This is a genomic window from Streptomyces palmae (assembly GCF_004684805.1).
GTDB lineage: Bacteria > Actinomycetota > Actinomycetes > Streptomycetales > Streptomycetaceae > Streptomyces > Streptomyces palmae.
The window spans coordinates 1-17,971 of the sequence record NZ_SRID01000110.1 but is presented as its reverse complement, the minus strand read 5'-3'; the positions used below and the strand labels follow the sequence as shown (position 1 = coordinate 17,971).

Genomic DNA, 17,971 nt, shown 5'->3' with positions numbered 1-17,971 from the left:
GAGCGGGGGACGACCGTCCGCGCCACCGGGGTCGGGCGGAGGGTGGCGCCGGCCTCATCCCCGTTCGACGGTCAGGTCCAGGAAGTGGGCGGAGCAGGAGACGCACGGGTCGTGGTTGCGGACGGCCCGCTCGCACAGCCGGGTCAGCTCCGCGTCGGTGGCCCGGCCGCGGGCCAGCTCGCCCTGGACGATCCGCCGCAGGTCCTCCTCGATGGCGCCCTGGTTCTGGGAGGTGGGCGGGATGAGGCGGGCGTCGGTGACCAGTCCCGCGGAATCGAGGACATAGCGGTGGTACAGAGTGCCGCGCGGGGCCTCGGTCGCCCCGTGGCCGGTGCCGGCGCGCGGCGGTACGTCCACGGCCGGGCGCGGCGGCGGCTCGTACTCGTCGATCAGCCGCAGAGCCTCCTCGACCGCGTACAGCACCTCGACGGCACGGACGACGATGCTGCGGAAGGGGTTGCGGCACACGCCCTCGAGCCCCGCCGCGCGGGCGGCCTCCCGGACGGCGGGCGGCAGCAGATGGCCGCTGATGGCGTACCGGGCCAGGGAACCGGTGAGGTGCCGGCGGCCGTCCAGCCGGGCCTGCAGCGCGGTGGAGTACGGCACCTGCTCCTCCACCACCCGGCGGGTGAACTCCCGCAGCGGAAAGGAGCGGGGCCGCTCCCCGGGCCCGTGGCGCAGCACTGTCGGAGTGCCGCCGTCGATGGCGTACCGGTCGGGTTCGGCGAGCGCGAACAGGTCCGCCTCGCACTCCGCGTCGGGGAAGGTGAACCCCGCCACCCAGCCGACGGTCTCCAGCGCGTCCTGTCGGGCCCGCCGCAACCGCTCGGCCAGCGGGCGCAGTTCGGCACGGGTGGGGGTGCGGTGGAAACCGCCGACGCGGACGTTGACCGGATGGATGGCCCGCCCGCCGAGCAGCTCCATGACGGCGTTCCCCGCCTGTTTGAGCCGCAGGCCCCGCTCGACCTCCGCACGGTGATCGCGGGCGAGCTGGACGGCGTCGTCGCAGCCGAGGAAGTCGGGAGCGTGCAGCAGATAGATGTGCAGGGTCTGGCTCTCGATCCACTCGCCGCAGTACAGCAGACGGCGCAGGGCCGCCAGCGGGCCGTCGACCACGACCTGGCAGGCGTCCTCGACGGCCCGGCAGGCGCTCATCTGGTAGGCGACCGGGCAGATGCCGCAGACCCGGGAGGTGAGGTCGGGCGGTTCGGTGTGCCGGCGACCGCGCAGGAAGGCCTCGAAGAAGCGCGGCGGTTCGAAGATCTTCAACCGGGCCGCGGTGACCGTGTCGCCGTCGATCCGCAGGTCCAGCGCTCCCTCACCCTCGACACGGGCCAGGGCGCCGACCCGCAGCACCCGTGCGGCGGGCGGGGTCACCGGCGCTCCCCGGCCGTCTCCACCGCCGCGGGGAGCGGCCGGCCACCGCGGTGTCCCGGCTCGGGCGCGTGCGGGGCGGGCCGCTCGCCGACCGGGCCCGGACGCCTGGCGTGCTCGGCCACCGGCCCGGGATACCCGGTGTGCCCGCTCACCGGGTCGGGATGCCTGGCGTGCTCTGCCGCGCCCCGATGCCGCGCCAGCTCCTGCGCGATGCGCTCCACCAGCGGGTCCACCGCCGCGGAGACGGCCGGGGTGAGCCCCCGCCCCAGTGCGGTGTCGGCGCACTCCACCGCGTACACGACCAGGTGCCGGGGCGTTCTGCCCAGCGCCCGTGACAGCTCCACCGCCTCACCGAGGCCGAACCCGTGGGTGCTCGCGGCGCCACTCGGTCGCCAGACCTCCGGCCCGCCCGACTCCAGCCGGTGCACCCGTCCGGGCCGCCCCCCGGGCACATGGGCGGCGTCCACCACCACGGCGAGTTCGGCCCCGTCCCACAGGCCGATCAGACGGCCCGGGTCGCCCTCGCTCGACGACAGCCTGGTCTCGGCCGGCAGCGGCCGGTGTGCGGCGCGCCGCTCCAGGCCGGCGATGACCGCGGGACCCACGCCGTCGTCCCGCCGGAACTCGTTGCCGACCCCGATCACGGCGATACGGGCCAAGGCCGCCACGCTGCACTTCCCTTCCTGGGCGCCCCCATCCGATGATCTCCGCCACCGGCCGACTCCGCTCGGCGCACGGCACCGCGGATCCCCCGTCCGGAGGCACGCCGCGCCGCATCCGCCGCCGGGAGCGCCACGGACGGGTCATCCGCCCTCTCCGGCCGCGGGTTCCCCGGCCGGTTCGATGGCGGCGAAGTCACGCACGTTGAAGGTGTGCAGCAACCTCCGCACGTCCTCGTCCGCCATGCCCTCGGTACGCAGCAGCGGGATCATGGCCGGCATGTTGGTCGAGGCGGACGGCCCGAAGCAGCCGTAGCAGCCCCGCCCGTAGGCCGGACACAGCGCCCCGCACCCGGCATGGGTCACCGGGCCCAGGCAGGGAGTGCCGTGCGCCACCGGCAGGCAGACCGTTCCGCGCCGTTTGCAGGCGAAGCAGACGCTGTGGTTCGGGATGTCGGGCCGGCGGCCGGCGAGGAAGGCGGTGATGACCTCCAGGAGCTGCCCGCGGTCGATGGGGCAGCCGCGCAGCTCGAAGTCGACGGGGACATGGGCCGAGATGGGAGTGGAGGTGGCGAGGCTGTCGATGTACTCGGGCGCCGCGTAGACCACCGCCCGGAACTCGGCGGCGTCGGCGGCGTTGCGCAGGGCCTGGACGCCGCCTGCCGTGGCACAGGCGCCGATGGTCACCAGGTGGCGGGAGTCGGCGCGGATCCGCCGGACGCGTTCGAGGTGCTCCGGCGTGGAGACCGAGCCCTCGACCAGCGACAGGTCGTACGGGCCCGGCCGGACGTCGCCGGAGGCCTCCAGGAAGTGGGCGATCTCCACCTCGCCGGCCAGCGGCAGCAGCTCGTCCTCGCAGTCCAGCAGGGTGAGCTGGCAGCCGTCGCAGGAGGCGAACTTGAAGACGCCGAGCCGGGGGCGGTGGGCCTCGGGCATCTCACAGCTCCCGTACGGCGAGGAGGGGTTCGGCGCGGTCGTAGCCGACCACGGGCCCGTCCCGGCACAGCAGCAGCGGGCCCAGCTGGCAGTGGCCGCAGTGGCCGGTGGCGCAGTGCATATTGCGCTCCAGGGAGACGCGGATGTGCCGGGCGGGCACACCGCGGTGCAGCAGCGCGCGGGCGGTGGCACGGATCATGACCTCGGGGCCGCAGACGAAGGCCGTGGTCCGGTGCGGGGCGAACGCCGCCTGGTCCAGCAGCGCGGTCACCACCCCGACCCGGCCGCGCCACCCCGGTGCCGGCTGGTCCACCGTCACCTGGCAGTACGGCCGCCCCCAGTCCTGCCACTCCTCGCGGTACAGCAGGTCCCCGGGGGTGCGGGCACCGATCAGGACGTTTAGCCGGCCGTGGTCGCGCGGCTGCGAGGCCGCCGCCCGCACCAGCGGGCGCAGCGGGGCAAGCCCGAGTCCGCCCGCCACCACGAGCAGGTCCCGCCCGACCGCGGCCTCGAGGTCCCAGCCGGTGCCGAAGGGGCCCCGCACACCCACCCGGGTACCCGGGCGGGCGGCGCACAGCGCCCGCGACACCGCCCCCACGCCGCGGATCGTATGGGTGAGGTCACCGTGGTGCGTTCCGGCGACCGACACCGGGATCTCGCCGACCCCGAAGGCGTACACCATGGCGAACTGGCCGGGGGAGAAGGGCGGCAGCGCGGTGCCTACCGGCCGCAGCACGATGGTGTGGGTGTCGGCGGTCTCCGGCCGGTTGTCCAGCACCCGGTAGGGGAGGGGTACGGCGGTCACCCGGCCGACCCGCTGCCGTACGGACCGTACAGATCCAGCAGCCGGGTACGGGCCGCGCGCAGACGGCTGCCGATGACCCCCACCACATAGCTGAGCAGCGCGTGGTCGAGCTCCGGATCGTCCTGGCACAGGTCGAGGACCTCGGCCGCCTCGAACTCCCAGGCGCGCACCAGGCTGGTCGCCTCGGCACCCAGGTGCCACTCGTGCGGCGGGCACAGCCAGGACCAGCCCAGCATGCGGCCCGGGCCCAGGGTCTCGATGACCGCGGGGTGGCGTCCGGGCACATGGACGTCGAGGTTGACGTTCCCCGTGTGGATCACCCAGAACCGGTCCGCCCGGCCGCCCTCCTCGAAGATCCGCGTGCCCGCCTCGAACGAGGTCTCGCGGCCGACCGCCATCAGCCGCTCGCGGGGACCCTCGGGCAGGGCGGCCAGCACCCCGGCGCGGGTCACGGCGCACCGTCCGCGGCCCCGGCCCGGTCGGCCAGGGACTCCTGGTGCAGCGCGTGCGCCTCTTCGGTGATGTCGATGGCGACCGGGCACCACACGATGCACCGGCCGCAACCCACACAGCCGGAACTGTCGAACTGGTCCCACCAGGTGCCCAGTTTGTGGGTGAGCCACTGGCGGTAGCGGCTGCGCGCGGAGGTGCGGACCGAACCACCGGGCAGATGGGTGAAGTCCAGGTCGTAGCAGGACTCCCAGCGGCGCCAGCGCTCGGCGTGGTCGCCGGTCAGGTCCGTGATGTCCTCGGAGGTGGTGCAGAAGCACGTCGGGCAGGCCATGGTGCAGTTGCCGCAGGTCAGACAGCGTGCGGCGACATCGTCCCAGCGCCGCGCCTCCAGGGTGTCCGCCAGCAGGTCCCGCAGGTCCACCGGCGGCATGGTGCGCCCCATCCGCCCGGCCGCCTCCGCCACGCCCCGACGTGCCCGGTCCTGGGTGGCCTCGTCGGCGGGCCGGCGCGGCAGGCTGTCCAGGACCTCCGCGCCCCGCGCGGTGCCGGCGCGGGCCCAGAAGCGGTGGCCGGTCTCGTCCAGTACCTCGGTCAGCGCCAGGTCGTAGCCGGGCTGCGCGGCGGGGCCGGTGCCCATGGAGACGCAGAAGCAGGTGGCGCCCGGCTCGGTGCACTCGACCACGACCAGGAAGGCGCCGGTGCGGCGCTCCCGGTAGGCGTCGTCCCGGTGCGGGCCGCCGATCATCACCCGGTCCTGGATCTGGATGGCCCGCAGATCGCAGGGCCGTACGCCCAGGAAGGCGAAGGAGGCGGCGGCGGGGGGCTCGGCACGGACCGTCAGCTCGCCGTCCGGGCCGCGGTCGGCGGTCCACTGCCGCACCCGCTCGGGGTGCAGGAAGTTCTTCCAGGACTGCGGTCCGGCGCTGTGCGCGAAGGCCGCGGCGTCGGCCCGCCGCCGCAGACGGTAGTGGCCGCCCTCCAGCTCCACGCCCCAGCCGTAGGGCAACTCCTCGGCGGACTCCAGCTCGGCCAGCACGATGGCGCCGTCCCGCACGGTGGGGCCGATCACCGTCCGGCCCCGGGCGCGCAACTCCCGGACCAGCGCCCCCATGCCGTCCCGGTCCAGCACGCAGCCGGCGCTCCCGGTGTCCGGCGGTGCCGTGGCGGAGGGCATGGCAGCTCCTGCTCCCTCGGTGGACCATTCCTCCCCCAGCCTGACCGCCCCCACGCCAACCCGCACGCCGAGACCGTCCGGAGGGACGCGCCCTGCCCTGGGCGGGACGGGATCCGCAGCCGCCCCGGGAGGCGCCTGCCGCCTCGGAGGATCCCCCGGGTGGGGCGGTCAGGCGTAAGAGAAGCGTCAAAGGCGTGGCGGCCGCCGTAAGGAGGCCGTCAAGGACGGTCGAAAACGCGCCATGAGGCGATTTCCTCATCTGGTCCGATTTTCCGATCCAATCCTCTTTCAGGAGCTCACGATGGCCGATGTGGCCTTCGTCGTCACCATGATCGGCGTGTTCGCGCTGGTGGCACTGATCGCCAAGGGGGTGGCGAAGCTGTGACCACCGAGAACATCGTCGGCCTGATCGTGGCCGTCGCCCTGCTGGGCTATCTCGTCCTCGCCCTCATCTATCCGGAGAGGTTCTGAGTACGACGATGAGCCCCGAACTCGCTGGTGCGCTCCAGCTGCTGGCGCTGATCGCCGCGCTGGCGCTCTCCTACCGCCCACTGGGCGACTACATGGCCCGGGTGTACTCCTCCGAGCGGCATCTGCGCCTCGAGCGGTGGATGTACAAGGCGATCGGCGCCCATCCCGATGTGCAGATGCGCTGGCCCGCGTACCTGCGCGGGATCCTGGCCTTCTCCGCGGCGAGCCTGCTGTTCCTGTACGGGCTGCAGCGCCTCCAGCACGGCCTGCCCGGTTCGCTCGGATTCCGGGCGATCGATCCGGACCAGGCGTTCAACACCGCCGCGTCCTTCGTGGCCAACACCAACTGGCAGTCGTACTACGGCGAGCAGGCCATGGGCCATGCGGTGCAGACCGCCGGCCTGGCGGTGCAGAACTTCGTCTCGGCCGCGGTCGGCATGGCCGTGGCGGTCGCCCTGGTGCGCGGTTTCGCCCGGTCCCGCACCGGTGAGCTGGGCAACTTCTGGGCCGACCTGGTCCGCGGCACCGTCCGCGTGCTGCTGCCGATCGCCGTGGTCGGCGCGATGGTGCTGGTGGCCTGCGGCGCGATCCAGAACTTCGCCGGCATCCACGAGGTCGGCCGGTTCACGGGCGGCACGCAGGACTGGAACGGCGGCGCGGTGGCCTCCCAGGAGGTGATCAAGGAGCTGGGCACCAACGGCGGCGGCTACTTCAACGCCAACTCCGCCCACCCCTTCGAGAACCCCAACGGGGTCAGCAACCTGTTCGAGATCTTCCTGATTCTGCTGATCCCCACCGCACTGACCCGCACCTTCGGCCGGATGGTCGGCAACCTGCGGCAGGGCTACGCCATCCTGGCGACGATGGCGACCATCTGGGTCACCTTCACCGTGCTGATGATGTGGACGGAATTCGCCCACCACGGCCCGGCGCTGGAAGCGGCCGGCGGCGCGATGGAGGGCAAGGAGACCCGGTTCGGGATCGGCGCCTCCTCGATCTTCGCGGTCACCACCACCCTGACCTCGACCGGCGCGGTGGACTCGTTCCACTCCTCGTACACCGGGTTCGGCGGCGGGATCACCATGCTCGGCATGATGCTGGGCGAGATCGCGCCCGGCGGGGTGGGCTCCGGCCTCTACGGCATGCTGATCATGGCGATCATCGCGGTGTTCATCGCGGGCCTGATGGTGGGCCGCACCCCCGAGTACCTGGGCAAGAAGATCGGCACCCGCGAGATCAAGCTGGCCGCCTGCTACATCCTGATCACCCCGGCACTGGTGCTGTGCTTCACCGCCGCGGCGATGGCCCTGCCCACCCCGGGCGACTCGATGACCAACTCCGGCGCGCACGGCTTCTCCGAGATCCTCTACGCCTACACCTCCGGCGCGAACAACAACGGCTCGGCGTTCGCCGGCCTGAACGCCGACACCCAGTGGTTCAACACCACCATCGGACTGGTCATGCTGCTGGGCCGCTTCCTGCCGATGGTGTTCGTCCTGGCCCTGGCCGGCTCGCTGGCCGAGCAGCGGCCGGTGCCCAGCACCGCGGGCACCCTACGCACCGAGAAACCGCTGTTCACCGGGCTGCTGGTCGGCACCATCATGATCATCACTGGGCTGACCTACTTCCCCGCCCTGGCCCTGGGCCCGATGGCCGAGGGGCTGGCGGCATGAAAACCGACCTCACGCACAAGGAACACGAGGAGCCTGGCATGCCTACGGCCACTCCGACGCAGGCTCCGCACCAGGACGCGCCCACCGGGCACAGCACGGCGCAGGGCCGTGTGGGCGGCGGACTGTTCGACCCGAGGCAACTCCTCCGGTCCCTGCCGGACGCCTTCCGCAAGCTCGATCCGCGGGTGATGGTCAAGGCCCCGGTGATGTTCGTGGTCGAGGTCGGCTCGGTGGTCACCACCGTGCTGGCCGTCAAGGACCCGGGCGACTGGTTCGGCTGGACGATCGCGGTCTGGCTCTGGCTGACCGTGGTCTTCGCCAACCTCGCCGAGGCGGTCGCCGAGGGCCGCGGCAAGGCGCAGGCCGACACCCTGCGCAAGGCCAAGACCGACACCGTCGCCCGGCGGCTGACCCCCGACGGCGGCGAGGAGCGGGTGCCCGGCACCGAGCTGCGCGTCGGCGACCTGGTGGTCTGCGAGGCGGGCGATGTCATCCCCGGCGACGGCGATGTGGCCGAGGGCGTCGCCTCGGTGGACGAGTCGGCCATCACCGGCGAGTCGGCCCCGGTGATCCGGGAGTCCGGCGGCGACCGGTCCGCGGTGACCGGCGGGACCCGGGTGCTCTCGGACCGTATCGTCATCAAGATCACCACCAAGCCCGGTGAGACCTTCATCGACCGGATGATCAACCTGGTGGAGGGCGCCGCCCGGCAGAAGACGCCCAACGAAATCGCGCTGAACATCCTGCTCGCCTCGCTCACCATCGTCTTCCTGCTGGCCGTGGTCACCCTCCAGCCCTTCGCCGTGTACGCCGGCGCCGAGCAGTCGCTGATCGTGCTGACCGCCCTGGTCGTCTGCCTGATCCCGACCACCATCGGCGCACTGCTCTCCGCGATCGGCATCGCGGGCATGGACCGGCTGGTGCAGCGCAATGTGCTGGCGATGTCCGGCCGGGCGGTGGAGGCGGCGGGCGATGTCTCCACACTGCTGCTGGACAAGACGGGCACCATCACCCTGGGCAACCGCCAGGCCGCCGAGTTCGTGCCCGTCAAGGGCGTCACGGCGGCCGAGGTGGCCGAGGCCGCCCGGCTGTCCTCGCTGGCCGACGAGACCCCCGAGGGCCGCTCGGTGGTGGCGCTGGCGAACGAGGAGTACGGGTACGGGCTGTCCGAGGGGCAGGCGGGTGCGCCGGCGGGTGCCGAGTGGATCGCCTTCACCGCCCAGACCCGGATGTCGGGAGTGGACATCGAGGGCCGCAAGGTCCGCAAGGGCGCCACCGGATCGGTGATCGCCTGGGTCCAGGAGCGCGGCGGCACGGTCGCCGAGGACGCGCGACAGCTGACCGACGCGATCGCCCAGGCGGGCGGCACCCCGCTGCTGGTCGCGGTGGAGGACGCGGACGGTCCGCGGGTGCTGGGGGTCATCCACCTCAAGGACGTGGTCAAGGAGGGCATGCGGGAGCGGTTCGAGGAGCTGCGCCGGATGGGCATCAAGACCGTCATGATCACGGGCGACAACCCGCTGACCGCCAAGGCGATAGCCGACGAGGCGGGGGTGGACGACTTCCTGGCGGAGGCGACGCCCGAGGACAAGATGGCGCTGATCAAGCGGGAGCAGGCCGGCGGCAAGCTGGTCGCGATGACCGGTGACGGCACCAATGACGCCCCGGCGCTGGCCCAGGCGGACGTCGGGGTGGCGATGAACACCGGCACCTCGGCCGCCAAGGAGGCCGGGAACATGGTGGACCTGGACTCCGACCCCACCAAGCTCATCGAGATCGTGGAGATCGGCAAGCAGTTGCTGATCACCCGCGGCGCGCTGACCACGTTCTCCATCGCCAACGACGTCGCCAAGTACTTCGCGATCATCCCCGCCATGTTCGCGGTGGCCTACCCGAGCCTGGACAAGCTGAACATCATGGGCCTGGCCTCGCCGCAGTCGGCGATCCTGTCCGCGGTGGTGTTCAACGCGCTGATCATCATCGCCCTGGTGCCACTCGCCCTGAAGGGCGTGCGGTACCGGCCGACCAGCGCGGACACGATGCTCCGGCGGAACCTGGGCGTCTACGGGCTGGGCGGGCTGATCGCCCCGTTCATCGGGATCAAGCTCATCGACCTGCTTCTGTCCACGATCCCGGGGATCGGGTGATCGCCATGAACAACTCCCTGACGAACGGCGCACGGCTCCTGGGAGCCGGACTGCGCGCCCTGCTCGCGCTGACGGTGCTGACCGGGGTGCTGTACCCGCTGGCCGTCACCGGCGCGGCCCAGGCCCTGTTCCACGACAAGGCCAACGGCTCCGAGATACGGGTGGACGGCAGGTCCGTCGGCTCCGAGCTGATCGGCCAGCGGTACGACCTGCCGCTGAAGAAGGGGCAGCAGACCCCCGAGCCGGATCTGCGCTGGTTCCAGCCGCGGCCCTCCAACGGGCTGGGCACCAACAGCGTCAACACGCAGTACCAGCTGATCCTCTCCGGCGCCACCAACCGGTCCGCCGACAGCGAGGAACTGCTCCGGTGGGTGAAGGAGGCCAAGGCCGCCGTGGTCGAGGACAACTCCACCGCCGGCTACCGGGTGCGCCCGCAGGACGTGCCGGCCGACGCGGTGACCTCCTCGGGCTCGGGCCTGGACCCGCACATCTCGCCGGAGTACGCCCGGTTGCAGGTGCACCGGGTCGCCGAGCGCAACCACCTGGACGTCAAGCGGGTGGCCCAGCTGGTCGAGGACCATATCGACGGACGGATCCTGGGCTTCATCGGCGAGCCGCGGGTGAACGTCCTCAAGCTCAACATCGGTCTCCGGGAACTGAGCCGCCAGGCGGGGACGCGGCGCTGACGGTGTGATGCGGTCCCGGCGGGGAGGCGCGGACGCGGCGCTGAGGGTGTGGTGCGGTCCCGGCGGGGAGGCGCGGGCGCGGCGCTGATGGTGCGGCGTGGTCCTGACGGGTAGGCGGGGGCGCGGCGCTGATCGTGCGGCGCAGCCCCGACGGGCCGGCGTGGCCCGGCACTGGCAGCGGGGCGCGGCCCCGATGGGGAGCCGCCGGACCGAGGAGACCCTCCGGCCCGGCGGCTCCCCGTCGCCGTACCGGGGGGATCCTCCGGTACGGCGGCCCCGGCGCCGTACCCGGACGGCCGCAACCCCGGTGCCGGGCTCGCGGCCGGGCCGACCCCGCGCCCTCGGCCACCGGACGGCCCACCCACCGCCCACCCCGCGACAGCGGAAGCCCTCATCCGACGGCGCCCCATGTGTGACTATCACCTGGTTTGCGTAGGTTGGAGAGGTCGCCGTACCCACGGCTGAACCGTCGCGCCGCACGCGGGAGTGATCAGGTGGCCAGTTCTGCCCACAACGGGGCCGGCTCCGGGCGGTCCGTGTGGCACCGCCTGCGCGAGTGGCTCCTGCAAGGGGCGGACCACACCAGGCGGCAGGCGGCCGAGCAGCCCGAGCGCGGCCAGCGCTGGTGGCGGGTGATGTGCCTGACCGGCCTGGACTACTTCTCCACCCTCGGCTACCAGCCGGGCATCGCGGCGCTGGCGGCCGGGTTGCTGTCCCCGCTGGCCACCGTCGTACTGGTGGCGCTGACCCTGTTCGGCGCGCTGCCGGTCTACCGGCGGGTGGCCCATGAGTCCCCGCACGGCCAGGGGTCGATCGCCATGCTGGAGCGGCTGCTGTCGTTCTGGAAGGGCAAGCTGTTCGTGCTGACCCTGCTGGGCTTCGCGGCGACCGACTTCCTGATCACCATCACGCTCTCGGCGGCCGACGCCACCGCGCACCTGGTGGAGAACCCGCACTTCACCGACGCCCTGCACGGCCGCCAGGTGCTCATCACCCTGGTGCTGATCGCCTTACTGGGCGCGGTGTTCCTCAAGGGGTTCAGCGAGGCCATCGGCGTCGCCGTGGTGCTGGTGGCCGTGTATCTGGCGCTGAACGCCGTGGTGATCTCGGTGAGCCTGTGGCATGTGGTCACCGCCCCGAAGGTGGTGACCGACTGGACCCACGGCCTCACCGCCGAGCACGGCAACATCTTCGTCATGATCGGGATCGCCCTGATCGTCTTCCCCAAGCTCGCCCTCGGCCTGTCCGGCTTCGAGACCGGCGTCGCGGTGATGCCGCACATCCAGGGGGATCCCGGGGACACCGAGGAGCGGCCCACCGGCCGCATCCGCGGCGCCCGCAAGCTGCTCCGCACCGCCGCGCTGATCATGAGCGTCTTCCTGATCACCAGCAGCGTGGTGACCACCCTGCTGATCCCCGAGGACGCGTTCAAGGCGGGCGGCCCGGCCAACGGCCGCGCACTTGCCTTCCTGGCCCACCGCTACCTGGGCTCCGCCTTCGGCAGCGTCTACGACCTCTCCACCATCGCCATCCTCTGGTTCGCCGGCGCCTCGGCCATGGCCGGACTGCTCAACCTGATGCCCCGCTATCTGCCCCGCTACGGCATGGCCCCGCACTGGGCGCGCGCGGTACGCCCCATGGTGCTGGTCTTCATCCTGGTCGCCTTCCTGGTGACCTGGCTCTTCGACGCGAGTGTGGACGCGCAGGGCGGCGCGTACGCCACCGGCGTGCTGGTCCTGATCACCTCCGCGGCGATCGCGGTGACCATCGCGGCCCGCCGCGCGCGGCAGCGCCACGCCATGGTGGGCTTCGGGGTGATCGCGGCGATCTTCCTCTACACCACCGCGGTGAACGTGGCCGAGCGGCCCGACGGTGTGAAGATCGGTGCCTGCTTCATCACCGGGATCATCCTGGTCTCGCTGCTGTCGCGGATCGCCCGCTCCTTCGAGCTGCGGGTGACCGACGTACACCTGGACGACATGGCCGCCCGGTTCGTACGGGACATCGGCCACCGCCGCATCCAGCTCATCGCCAACGAGCCGGACCGCCGCGACGCCGCGGAGTACCGGGACAAGCTCCAGCAGATCCGGGCCGACCACGAGCTGCCGGCCGGGGAGGACTTCGTCTTCGTGGAAGTCCACGTCTCCGACCCGTCCGAGTTCGAGTCGGAGCTGTGGGTGTGCGGCGAGGTGCTGCACGGCCGCTACCGGGTGCTGACCCTGGAGAGCCCGACCATCCCCAACGCGCTGGCCGCGCTGCTGCTGCATGTGCGCGATGTGACGGGCCAGCGGCCGCACATGTACTTCGAGTGGACCGAGGGCAACCCGCTCAGGAACTTCCTCCGCTTCTTCCTCTTCGGCCAGGGCGAGGTCGCCCCCGTCACCCGAGAGGTACTCCGTGAGGCCGAGCCCGACCGCAACCGCCGCCCCCACGTCCACGCCGGCTGACCCCGCGCCCCACGATCCCGCGCCCCACGATCCCGCGGCCCGGCGGCCCCGCGCCCGCGTCCCCGGGCGGGCCCGAGACGCGGGGCTGCGGCCGACCGGCGGAACGGCCCTGGTGGCCCGGTGCGCACGGCCCTCGGACTCTTTGCTTAGATTAGGTGAGGCTAACCTAAGAGGAGCGGATCGCGATGGGTATCGAGGTATACCGGGACGCCTGGGGCATCCCTCATCTGCGTGCCGGCGGTCCACGGGAACTGGCCTTCGCCCAGGGGCGCAACGCGGCGACCGACCGGGCCTGGCAGATCGAGAACGAACGGCACCGGGCCCAGGGCACCACCGCCTCCTACCTGGGGCCCGAAGCCCTCGCATGGGACGTCTTCGCCCGCCGCGCCCGCCTCGCGGACACCGCCGCCCGCTGCCACGCGGCCCTCGATCCGGCGACCCGCGACTGGCTCGACGCCTACACGGACGGCGTCGACGCGGGCCTGGTGGACGGCGCCCGGCGGACACCGGAGTTCGCCGCCACCGGGCTGGAGCCCGGGACCTGGCAGCCCTGGGTACCGCTGGCGATCTGGCTCTCCACCCACATCCTCTTCGCCGGCTTCCCCACCAAGCTCTGGCGTGAGCAGGTGGCCCGCCGGCTCGGCCCCGAATCCACCGAACTGTTCGCCGTGGACGGCCCGGCCACCTCGGGGAGCAACGGCTGGCTGGTCACCGGGGAGCGCACCGCCACCGGAGCCCCGCTGATCGCCGGCGACCCGCACCGCTTCATCGAGGCCCCCGGGATATACCAGCAGATACGGCTGGCATGCCCGGAGTACGACGTGGTGGGCCTGGCCGTGCCCGGCGTACCGGGGATCGCGCACTTCGCGCACACCGGAGAGGTGGCCTGGGCCATCACCAACGCGATGGCCGACTACCAGGACCTGTACCGCGAACGCCTCCGCCGCCACGGCACCGGGATCCAGGCGCTGGGCCCGGACGGCTGGCGCCCCGCCGAGGTGCGGACCGAGACCATCGAGGTCGCCGGCGGGGAACCGGTGACCATCGAGGCGATCGAGACCGAGCGCGGCCCGGTGGTGGCCGGCGGCCCCGGCGACCCGGAGGCCATCAGCCTCCGCCACCTCCCGAGGGCGGACCAGGACCTCGGTTTCGGCGCCCTGCCGGCCCTGTTGCGGGCGACCACCGTCGCCGACGTGGACCGGGCGTTCGACCAGTGGGTCGAGCCGGTCAACGTGGTCCTGGCCGCCGACACCCGAGGCGGGCTGCTGCACCGGGTCGCGGGCCGGGTGCCACTGCGCCACCCGGACAACCGGCTGCGCACGGTACCCGCCTGGGATCCGGCCCACGCCTGGCAGGGCCGCCACGAGCCGCTGCCGCGACGGGCGGTGGCCGACATCGCCGTGATGGCCAACGAGCGCGGCCTGGCCGCCCCGCTCGGCATCGAGTTCGCCCCGCCCCACCGCGCCGACCGGATCCGCGAACTGCTGGGCGAGTCCACCCATTGGTCCGCCCCCGAGATGGCCGCCGTCCACACCGACACCAAGCTGGCCTCCGCGGCCCCGCTGCTTGACCTGCTGGCCGAGCTGGACGGACTCGGCCCGGGCGCCGCCGAACTGCGCGGCCGACTGCTGCGCTGGGACCGCCGGATGGACGCCGCGAGCACCGACGCCGCCCGCTACGCGGCGGTACGCGCGGCACTGGTCCGCCGCCTGGCGGCCCACCCGGAGCTGGCCGGCCTGCGCGAGCCGGCGCCGTACCCGGAGGTGTTCCGGCCCTGGCTCGCCCTGGTGCCCAAGGTCGGCTTCGCACTGGAAGGGCTGCTGACGACCGATCGGCTGCCGGGCATCGACCGCGCCGCACTGCTGCGGGAGGCGGTCGAGGAAGTGGCGGCCGCGGCGGAGGAAACGCCCACGTGGGGCGCACTGCACCGGCTGGCCCCCTGGCAGGCACTGCCGGCCCCGGCGCCGGAGTGCCGGCCCGGGCTCTCCGGGGACCACGACTGCGTGCTGTCCACCTCCAGCGTCCCCGGAGTCACCCATGAGGCCGCGCGCGGACCCGCCGCCCGCTACGTCTGGGACCTCGCCCGCCGCGAGGACAGCCTCTGGATCGTTCCGCTGGGCGCCGCCGGAGCGCCCGGACACCCGCACCACCGCGACCAGTTGCCGCTGTGGGTGCGCGGCGGACTCGTCCCGGTGACCACCGACTGGCAGCGACTGACCAAGGAGAGCCATGACCGCTGAGACCGCCGCCGGCCGCCGGGCCGCCGTCCATGAGCGGACCGTCCCCGGGATCGGCACCCTGCGCATCGCGCCGGTGCACCCGGAGGCCGACCTGGACCTGATCCACGGCTGGGTCACCCAGGACCGCGCCCGGTTCTGGGGCATGCGCGAACACAGCCGGGAGCAGGTCCGGGACATCTACGCGTACCTGGACTCCCTCGACACCCACCACGCCTACCTGGTGCACCGGAACGGCGAGCCGGCCGCGCTCTTCCAGACCTACGAACCGGCCGCCGATCCGGTGGGCGAGTACTACGAGGTGCTCCCCGGCGACATCGGCGTGCATCTGCTGGTCGGACCCGCCGCCGCCCCGGAGCGGGGCTTCACCGGCGCACTCCTGGGCGTCCTGATCCGCTTCGTACTCGCCGACCCGGCCCGCCGACGGGTGCTGGCCGAGCCCGACGCCCGCAACACCAGGGCGATCGAGCGCCTGGTCAAAGCCGGCTTCGTACTCGGTCCCGAGATCGACCTCCCGGAGAAGCGGGCCCGACTGGCCTTCCTCGACCGGAGTGCGGTGGAGGAGCACTGACCCGCCTCCAGGCGCCCGAACGGGAGCGCGTGGGCCGCGGACCGTCCGGAGCGCCGCCCCTCGCGCCCCGGACGCCGGCCTCGGGTTTCCGGGCCTCCGCTGTCCGGCCTCGGTTGTCCGGCCTCAGTTGTTCTGGAGGAACTGCCGGGCCAGTTGGTCGCCGACGGAGACGGCCTGGGAGTGGCTCTCGATGGGGGTGACCGAGGAGTTCTTGAAGAGGATGTAGGTGACACCGGAGTCGGTGCCGCCGGTCTCCGGGTCCGGGTCGATGCCCAGGGCGGCGGCGGTGGCGTAGGACGCCTCACCGATGATCTTCGTCGGGCCGGTGTCGCCCACCACCGCGTACTCCACCTTGCCGTTGTAGATGACGGCCACCACACCGCCGCCCTTGATGCCGGCCGTGCGGTAGTCCCAGATGGAGCTGGGGCTCGGGACCACGACATAGGGGAGCTGGTCGGAGATCAGCGGCTTGCCGTCCGACTGGTGGAAGGCGGTGTCGTCCTGGAACCACGGGTCGGTGTCGCTGTTGCAGTGGGCGGTGGGCTGGCCATCGCAGTCGATGTCCATGTCGGCCTTCCAGAACACCGCGCCGTTCGCCCCGCAGACCGCGATGTTCGCCGAGGTCTCCTCGTCGGTGCGGTACTTGCCGTTGGAGATCTGGTTGCAGCTGCTCACCTTGGCCAGCAGGTCCGCGGCCGGTACGGTGCCCTCCCGGGTGGAGTCGGCGACGGGAGCGGGGCCTTGGGGGGTGGCGTCAGCGCCGGTGGCGAGGGAGACGGCGAACAGACCGGCTCCGGCGAGGACGAGTGCGAGTCGCTTACGCATGGCGCTCCTCTTTGTTAGGAACCTTTCCTAACCCGCCCAGCACTGTGACGCCGTGGTGAGACCATGTCAACAATGCCCTCGCACAGGGCGGTCCCTCGGACCGGCGCAGGGGCCCTCCGCCGCGCGAACGACCTTGAGCAGCGGTCGGGAACGGTTCCGCGGCCGCCGTGGTTGCGGTTGCCCCGGCGGGGGACCGCAAGCCGTCAGGCCGAGGCGCCGCCACTCGACGCGCCTCGCCGGGAGGCCCGCGCTCACGCCCGCACAGGCCATGTCACCGCCTCGGCGCATACCGCCCTACCGGAGGCTCCCCTGAGGGATGTAGCGGCGGAAGCCCTCCGCCCGGGCTTGGAAACCGCAGGCTGCGTAGAAGGTGTGGACGAACTCGTCGTCCGCCGCCAGCAGTTGGACCTTGTAGCAGCCGGCCGACCCACCCAGTCGAACGGCCGACTCCATCAGATGGCGGCCGACCCCGCGCCGCTGGAAGGAAGCGGCCACCACGACGTTCTCCACGAACAGGATGGCCCGGCCACCGCGCGTGAGGTTCGGCAGGACGACGCAATCCGCCGTCCCGGCCACGGTGCCGTCCACATCGGCCACCAGGATCGTCCGACCCTGCTGGCTTGATATGGCCGCCCAGACGGCATCCGCGGACGCCCCCGGCAAGGGCGCGTCGTCCGGGTTCAACTCGCCGTAGAGCGCCAGCAACGCCGGCAGGTCCGCCTCAGCCGCCGGCCGCACAAGGATCTTCATGCGCTGAGCCTAGAACGGGCACAGGCCCACCCCTGACAGCGGCCGGCCGCCAGACGGAAGCCACCGCGTTGCCCGCGGCCTCCCCGGCGGACCACACCCTGCGGCCGCCTTCGGGGACGCGGCGAACTGCCCCAAGAGGCAGCGGCGGCTGCCCCCGAACCGGCGCGTCCGGATGCGGACCCCGGCGCCGGTCCGCCGCATCCTGACGGGCATGTCGGCATGTACGGCCAGGTCGAGCAGGTGCGCCCGGACGCCGGGCCCGGCGAACACGCCTGGCGAGTGAGGGCCATGAAGTCCCGGAAGGACCAGCCGACCGAGGCGGTGAACTCCGCCCGTGCGGCGGACCGCGCGGCCATGGACGCCGGACGCCTCGCCGCGCCACCCGGCCCGGGCCGCACCGTGCCGGCCTCCGCGGCCACCGGCACCGCGGCCGCGAGCCGCGCACCGGGCCCGCTGGACCTGCAGCGCCTGCAGGCCGCCGCCGGCAACCGTGCCGTTCTGAGCCTGGTCGCCCAGCGCGACACCGTCCCGGCCGAGGCCAAGCCGGGACAACAGGCCACCACCTACACGGTGGTCAGCGGGGACTCACTGTCCAAGATCGCGGCCGCGCACCGGGTGAAGGGCGGCTGGCAGGCCCTGTACGCCGTGAACCGGGCGGTGATCGGCGGGAACCCGGACCTGATCTACCCGGGCCAACGCCTGACGATCCCCGGCCCCAGGTCGGCCGCCCCGCCGACCGGCCGGACGCCGGCCGCCAAGC

Annotated in this window: 17 protein-coding genes; 9 read left to right on the top strand and 8 right to left on the bottom strand. The window is 72.8% G+C overall.

Translation table 11 applies throughout. The features are described 5' to 3' along the window. Positions 1–54: 54 nt before the first annotated feature. The 6 genes from E4099_RS14290 to E4099_RS14265 form a co-directional block, all read right to left on the bottom strand. Complete coding sequence (locus E4099_RS14290; RefSeq protein ID WP_135339416.1) at positions 55–1,377, bottom strand: Ni/Fe hydrogenase subunit alpha; 1,323 nt, start codon at positions 1,375–1,377, stop codon at positions 55–57. Beyond that, positions 1,374–2,036 carry a hydrogenase maturation protease gene (locus E4099_RS14285; protein WP_342451922.1) on the bottom strand — a complete coding sequence of 221 codons (663 nt, stop codon included), beginning with the start codon at positions 2,034–2,036 and terminating at the stop codon, positions 1,374–1,376. The genes E4099_RS14290 and E4099_RS14285 overlap by 4 nt, the downstream gene beginning before the upstream one ends. Positions 2,037–2,180: 144 nt before the next feature. Beyond that, positions 2,181–2,972: an NADH-quinone oxidoreductase subunit B family protein gene (locus E4099_RS14280; RefSeq protein WP_135339414.1), complete on the bottom strand. Its 792-nt coding sequence runs from the start codon at positions 2,970–2,972 to the stop codon at positions 2,181–2,183. Position 2,973: 1 nt separating this feature from the next. Then, positions 2,974–3,777: an FAD/NAD(P)-binding protein gene (locus E4099_RS14275; RefSeq protein ID WP_135339413.1), complete on the bottom strand. Its 804-nt coding sequence runs from the start codon at positions 3,775–3,777 to the stop codon at positions 2,974–2,976. Next, the gene (locus E4099_RS14270) at positions 3,774–4,229 is read right to left on the bottom strand and encodes a cyclic nucleotide-binding domain-containing protein (RefSeq protein ID WP_245244832.1); all 456 of its coding nucleotides are present in this window, start codon (positions 4,227–4,229) and stop codon (positions 3,774–3,776) included. Before E4099_RS14270 ends, E4099_RS14275 begins: the two co-directional genes overlap by 4 nt. After that, complete coding sequence (locus tag E4099_RS14265; RefSeq protein WP_135339412.1) at positions 4,226–5,404, bottom strand: 4Fe-4S dicluster domain-containing protein; 1,179 nt, start codon at positions 5,402–5,404, stop codon at positions 4,226–4,228. The genes E4099_RS14270 and E4099_RS14265 overlap by 4 nt, the downstream gene beginning before the upstream one ends. 241 nt (positions 5,405–5,645) lie before the next feature. Between E4099_RS14265 and E4099_RS33000 the strand changes: the two genes are divergently transcribed. The 8 genes from E4099_RS33000 to E4099_RS14230 all read left to right on the top strand — a co-directional run bounded on the left by E4099_RS33000 (position 5,646) and on the right by E4099_RS14230 (position 15,636). Continuing rightward, positions 5,646–5,789 (top strand): hypothetical protein, encoded by a 144-nt coding sequence (locus tag E4099_RS33000; RefSeq protein WP_167828378.1) that lies wholly within the window; start codon positions 5,646–5,648, stop codon positions 5,787–5,789. Continuing rightward, positions 5,786–5,875 (top strand): K(+)-transporting ATPase subunit F, encoded by a 90-nt coding sequence (gene kdpF, locus E4099_RS14260; protein ID WP_135339411.1) that lies wholly within the window; start codon positions 5,786–5,788, stop codon positions 5,873–5,875. Before E4099_RS33000 ends, kdpF begins: the two co-directional genes overlap by 4 nt. Positions 5,876–5,883: 8 nt before the next feature. Beyond that, the gene (gene kdpA, locus E4099_RS14255) at positions 5,884–7,548 is read left to right on the top strand and encodes a potassium-transporting ATPase subunit KdpA (protein WP_135339410.1); all 1,665 of its coding nucleotides are present in this window, start codon (positions 5,884–5,886) and stop codon (positions 7,546–7,548) included. A 38-nt stretch (positions 7,549–7,586) separates the two neighbouring features. Continuing rightward, complete coding sequence (gene kdpB, locus E4099_RS14250; RefSeq protein WP_386390769.1) at positions 7,587–9,695, top strand: potassium-transporting ATPase subunit KdpB; 2,109 nt, start codon at positions 7,587–7,589, stop codon at positions 9,693–9,695. A 5-nt stretch (positions 9,696–9,700) separates the two neighbouring features. Beyond that, the gene (locus E4099_RS14245) at positions 9,701–10,381 is read left to right on the top strand and encodes a potassium-transporting ATPase subunit C (protein WP_135339408.1); all 681 of its coding nucleotides are present in this window, start codon (positions 9,701–9,703) and stop codon (positions 10,379–10,381) included. 494 nt (positions 10,382–10,875) lie between these two features. Next, a complete protein-coding gene (locus tag E4099_RS14240; protein ID WP_209446618.1) occupies positions 10,876–12,828 on the top strand; it encodes an APC family permease in 1,953 nt (650 codons plus the stop codon). A 185-nt stretch (positions 12,829–13,013) separates the two neighbouring features. Beyond that, positions 13,014–15,068 carry a penicillin acylase family protein gene (locus E4099_RS14235; RefSeq protein WP_135339407.1) on the top strand — a complete coding sequence of 685 codons (2,055 nt, stop codon included), beginning with the start codon at positions 13,014–13,016 and terminating at the stop codon, positions 15,066–15,068. Then, positions 15,058–15,636: a GNAT family N-acetyltransferase gene (locus E4099_RS14230; RefSeq protein WP_135339406.1), complete on the top strand. Its 579-nt coding sequence runs from the start codon at positions 15,058–15,060 to the stop codon at positions 15,634–15,636. The genes E4099_RS14235 and E4099_RS14230 overlap by 11 nt, the downstream gene beginning before the upstream one ends. Before the next feature lie 123 nt (positions 15,637–15,759). Here E4099_RS14230 and E4099_RS14225 read toward each other — a convergent pair whose 3' ends face one another. Together E4099_RS14225 and E4099_RS14220 are read right to left on the bottom strand one after the other, a co-directional pair. After that, positions 15,760–16,461 (bottom strand): glycoside hydrolase family 75 protein, encoded by a 702-nt coding sequence (locus tag E4099_RS14225; protein WP_135339405.1) that lies wholly within the window; start codon positions 16,459–16,461, stop codon positions 15,760–15,762. Positions 16,462–16,755: 294 nt separating this feature from the next. Continuing rightward, entirely contained in the window at positions 16,756–17,211 is a 456-nt protein-coding gene (locus tag E4099_RS14220; RefSeq protein ID WP_135339404.1) for a GNAT family N-acetyltransferase, read from the bottom strand. A gap of 219 nt (positions 17,212–17,430) precedes the next feature. Between E4099_RS14220 and E4099_RS14215 the strand changes: the two genes are divergently transcribed. Then, the coding region (locus E4099_RS14215; protein WP_135339403.1) for a LysM peptidoglycan-binding domain-containing protein at positions 17,431–17,971 on the top strand (541 nt) is incomplete at its 3' end.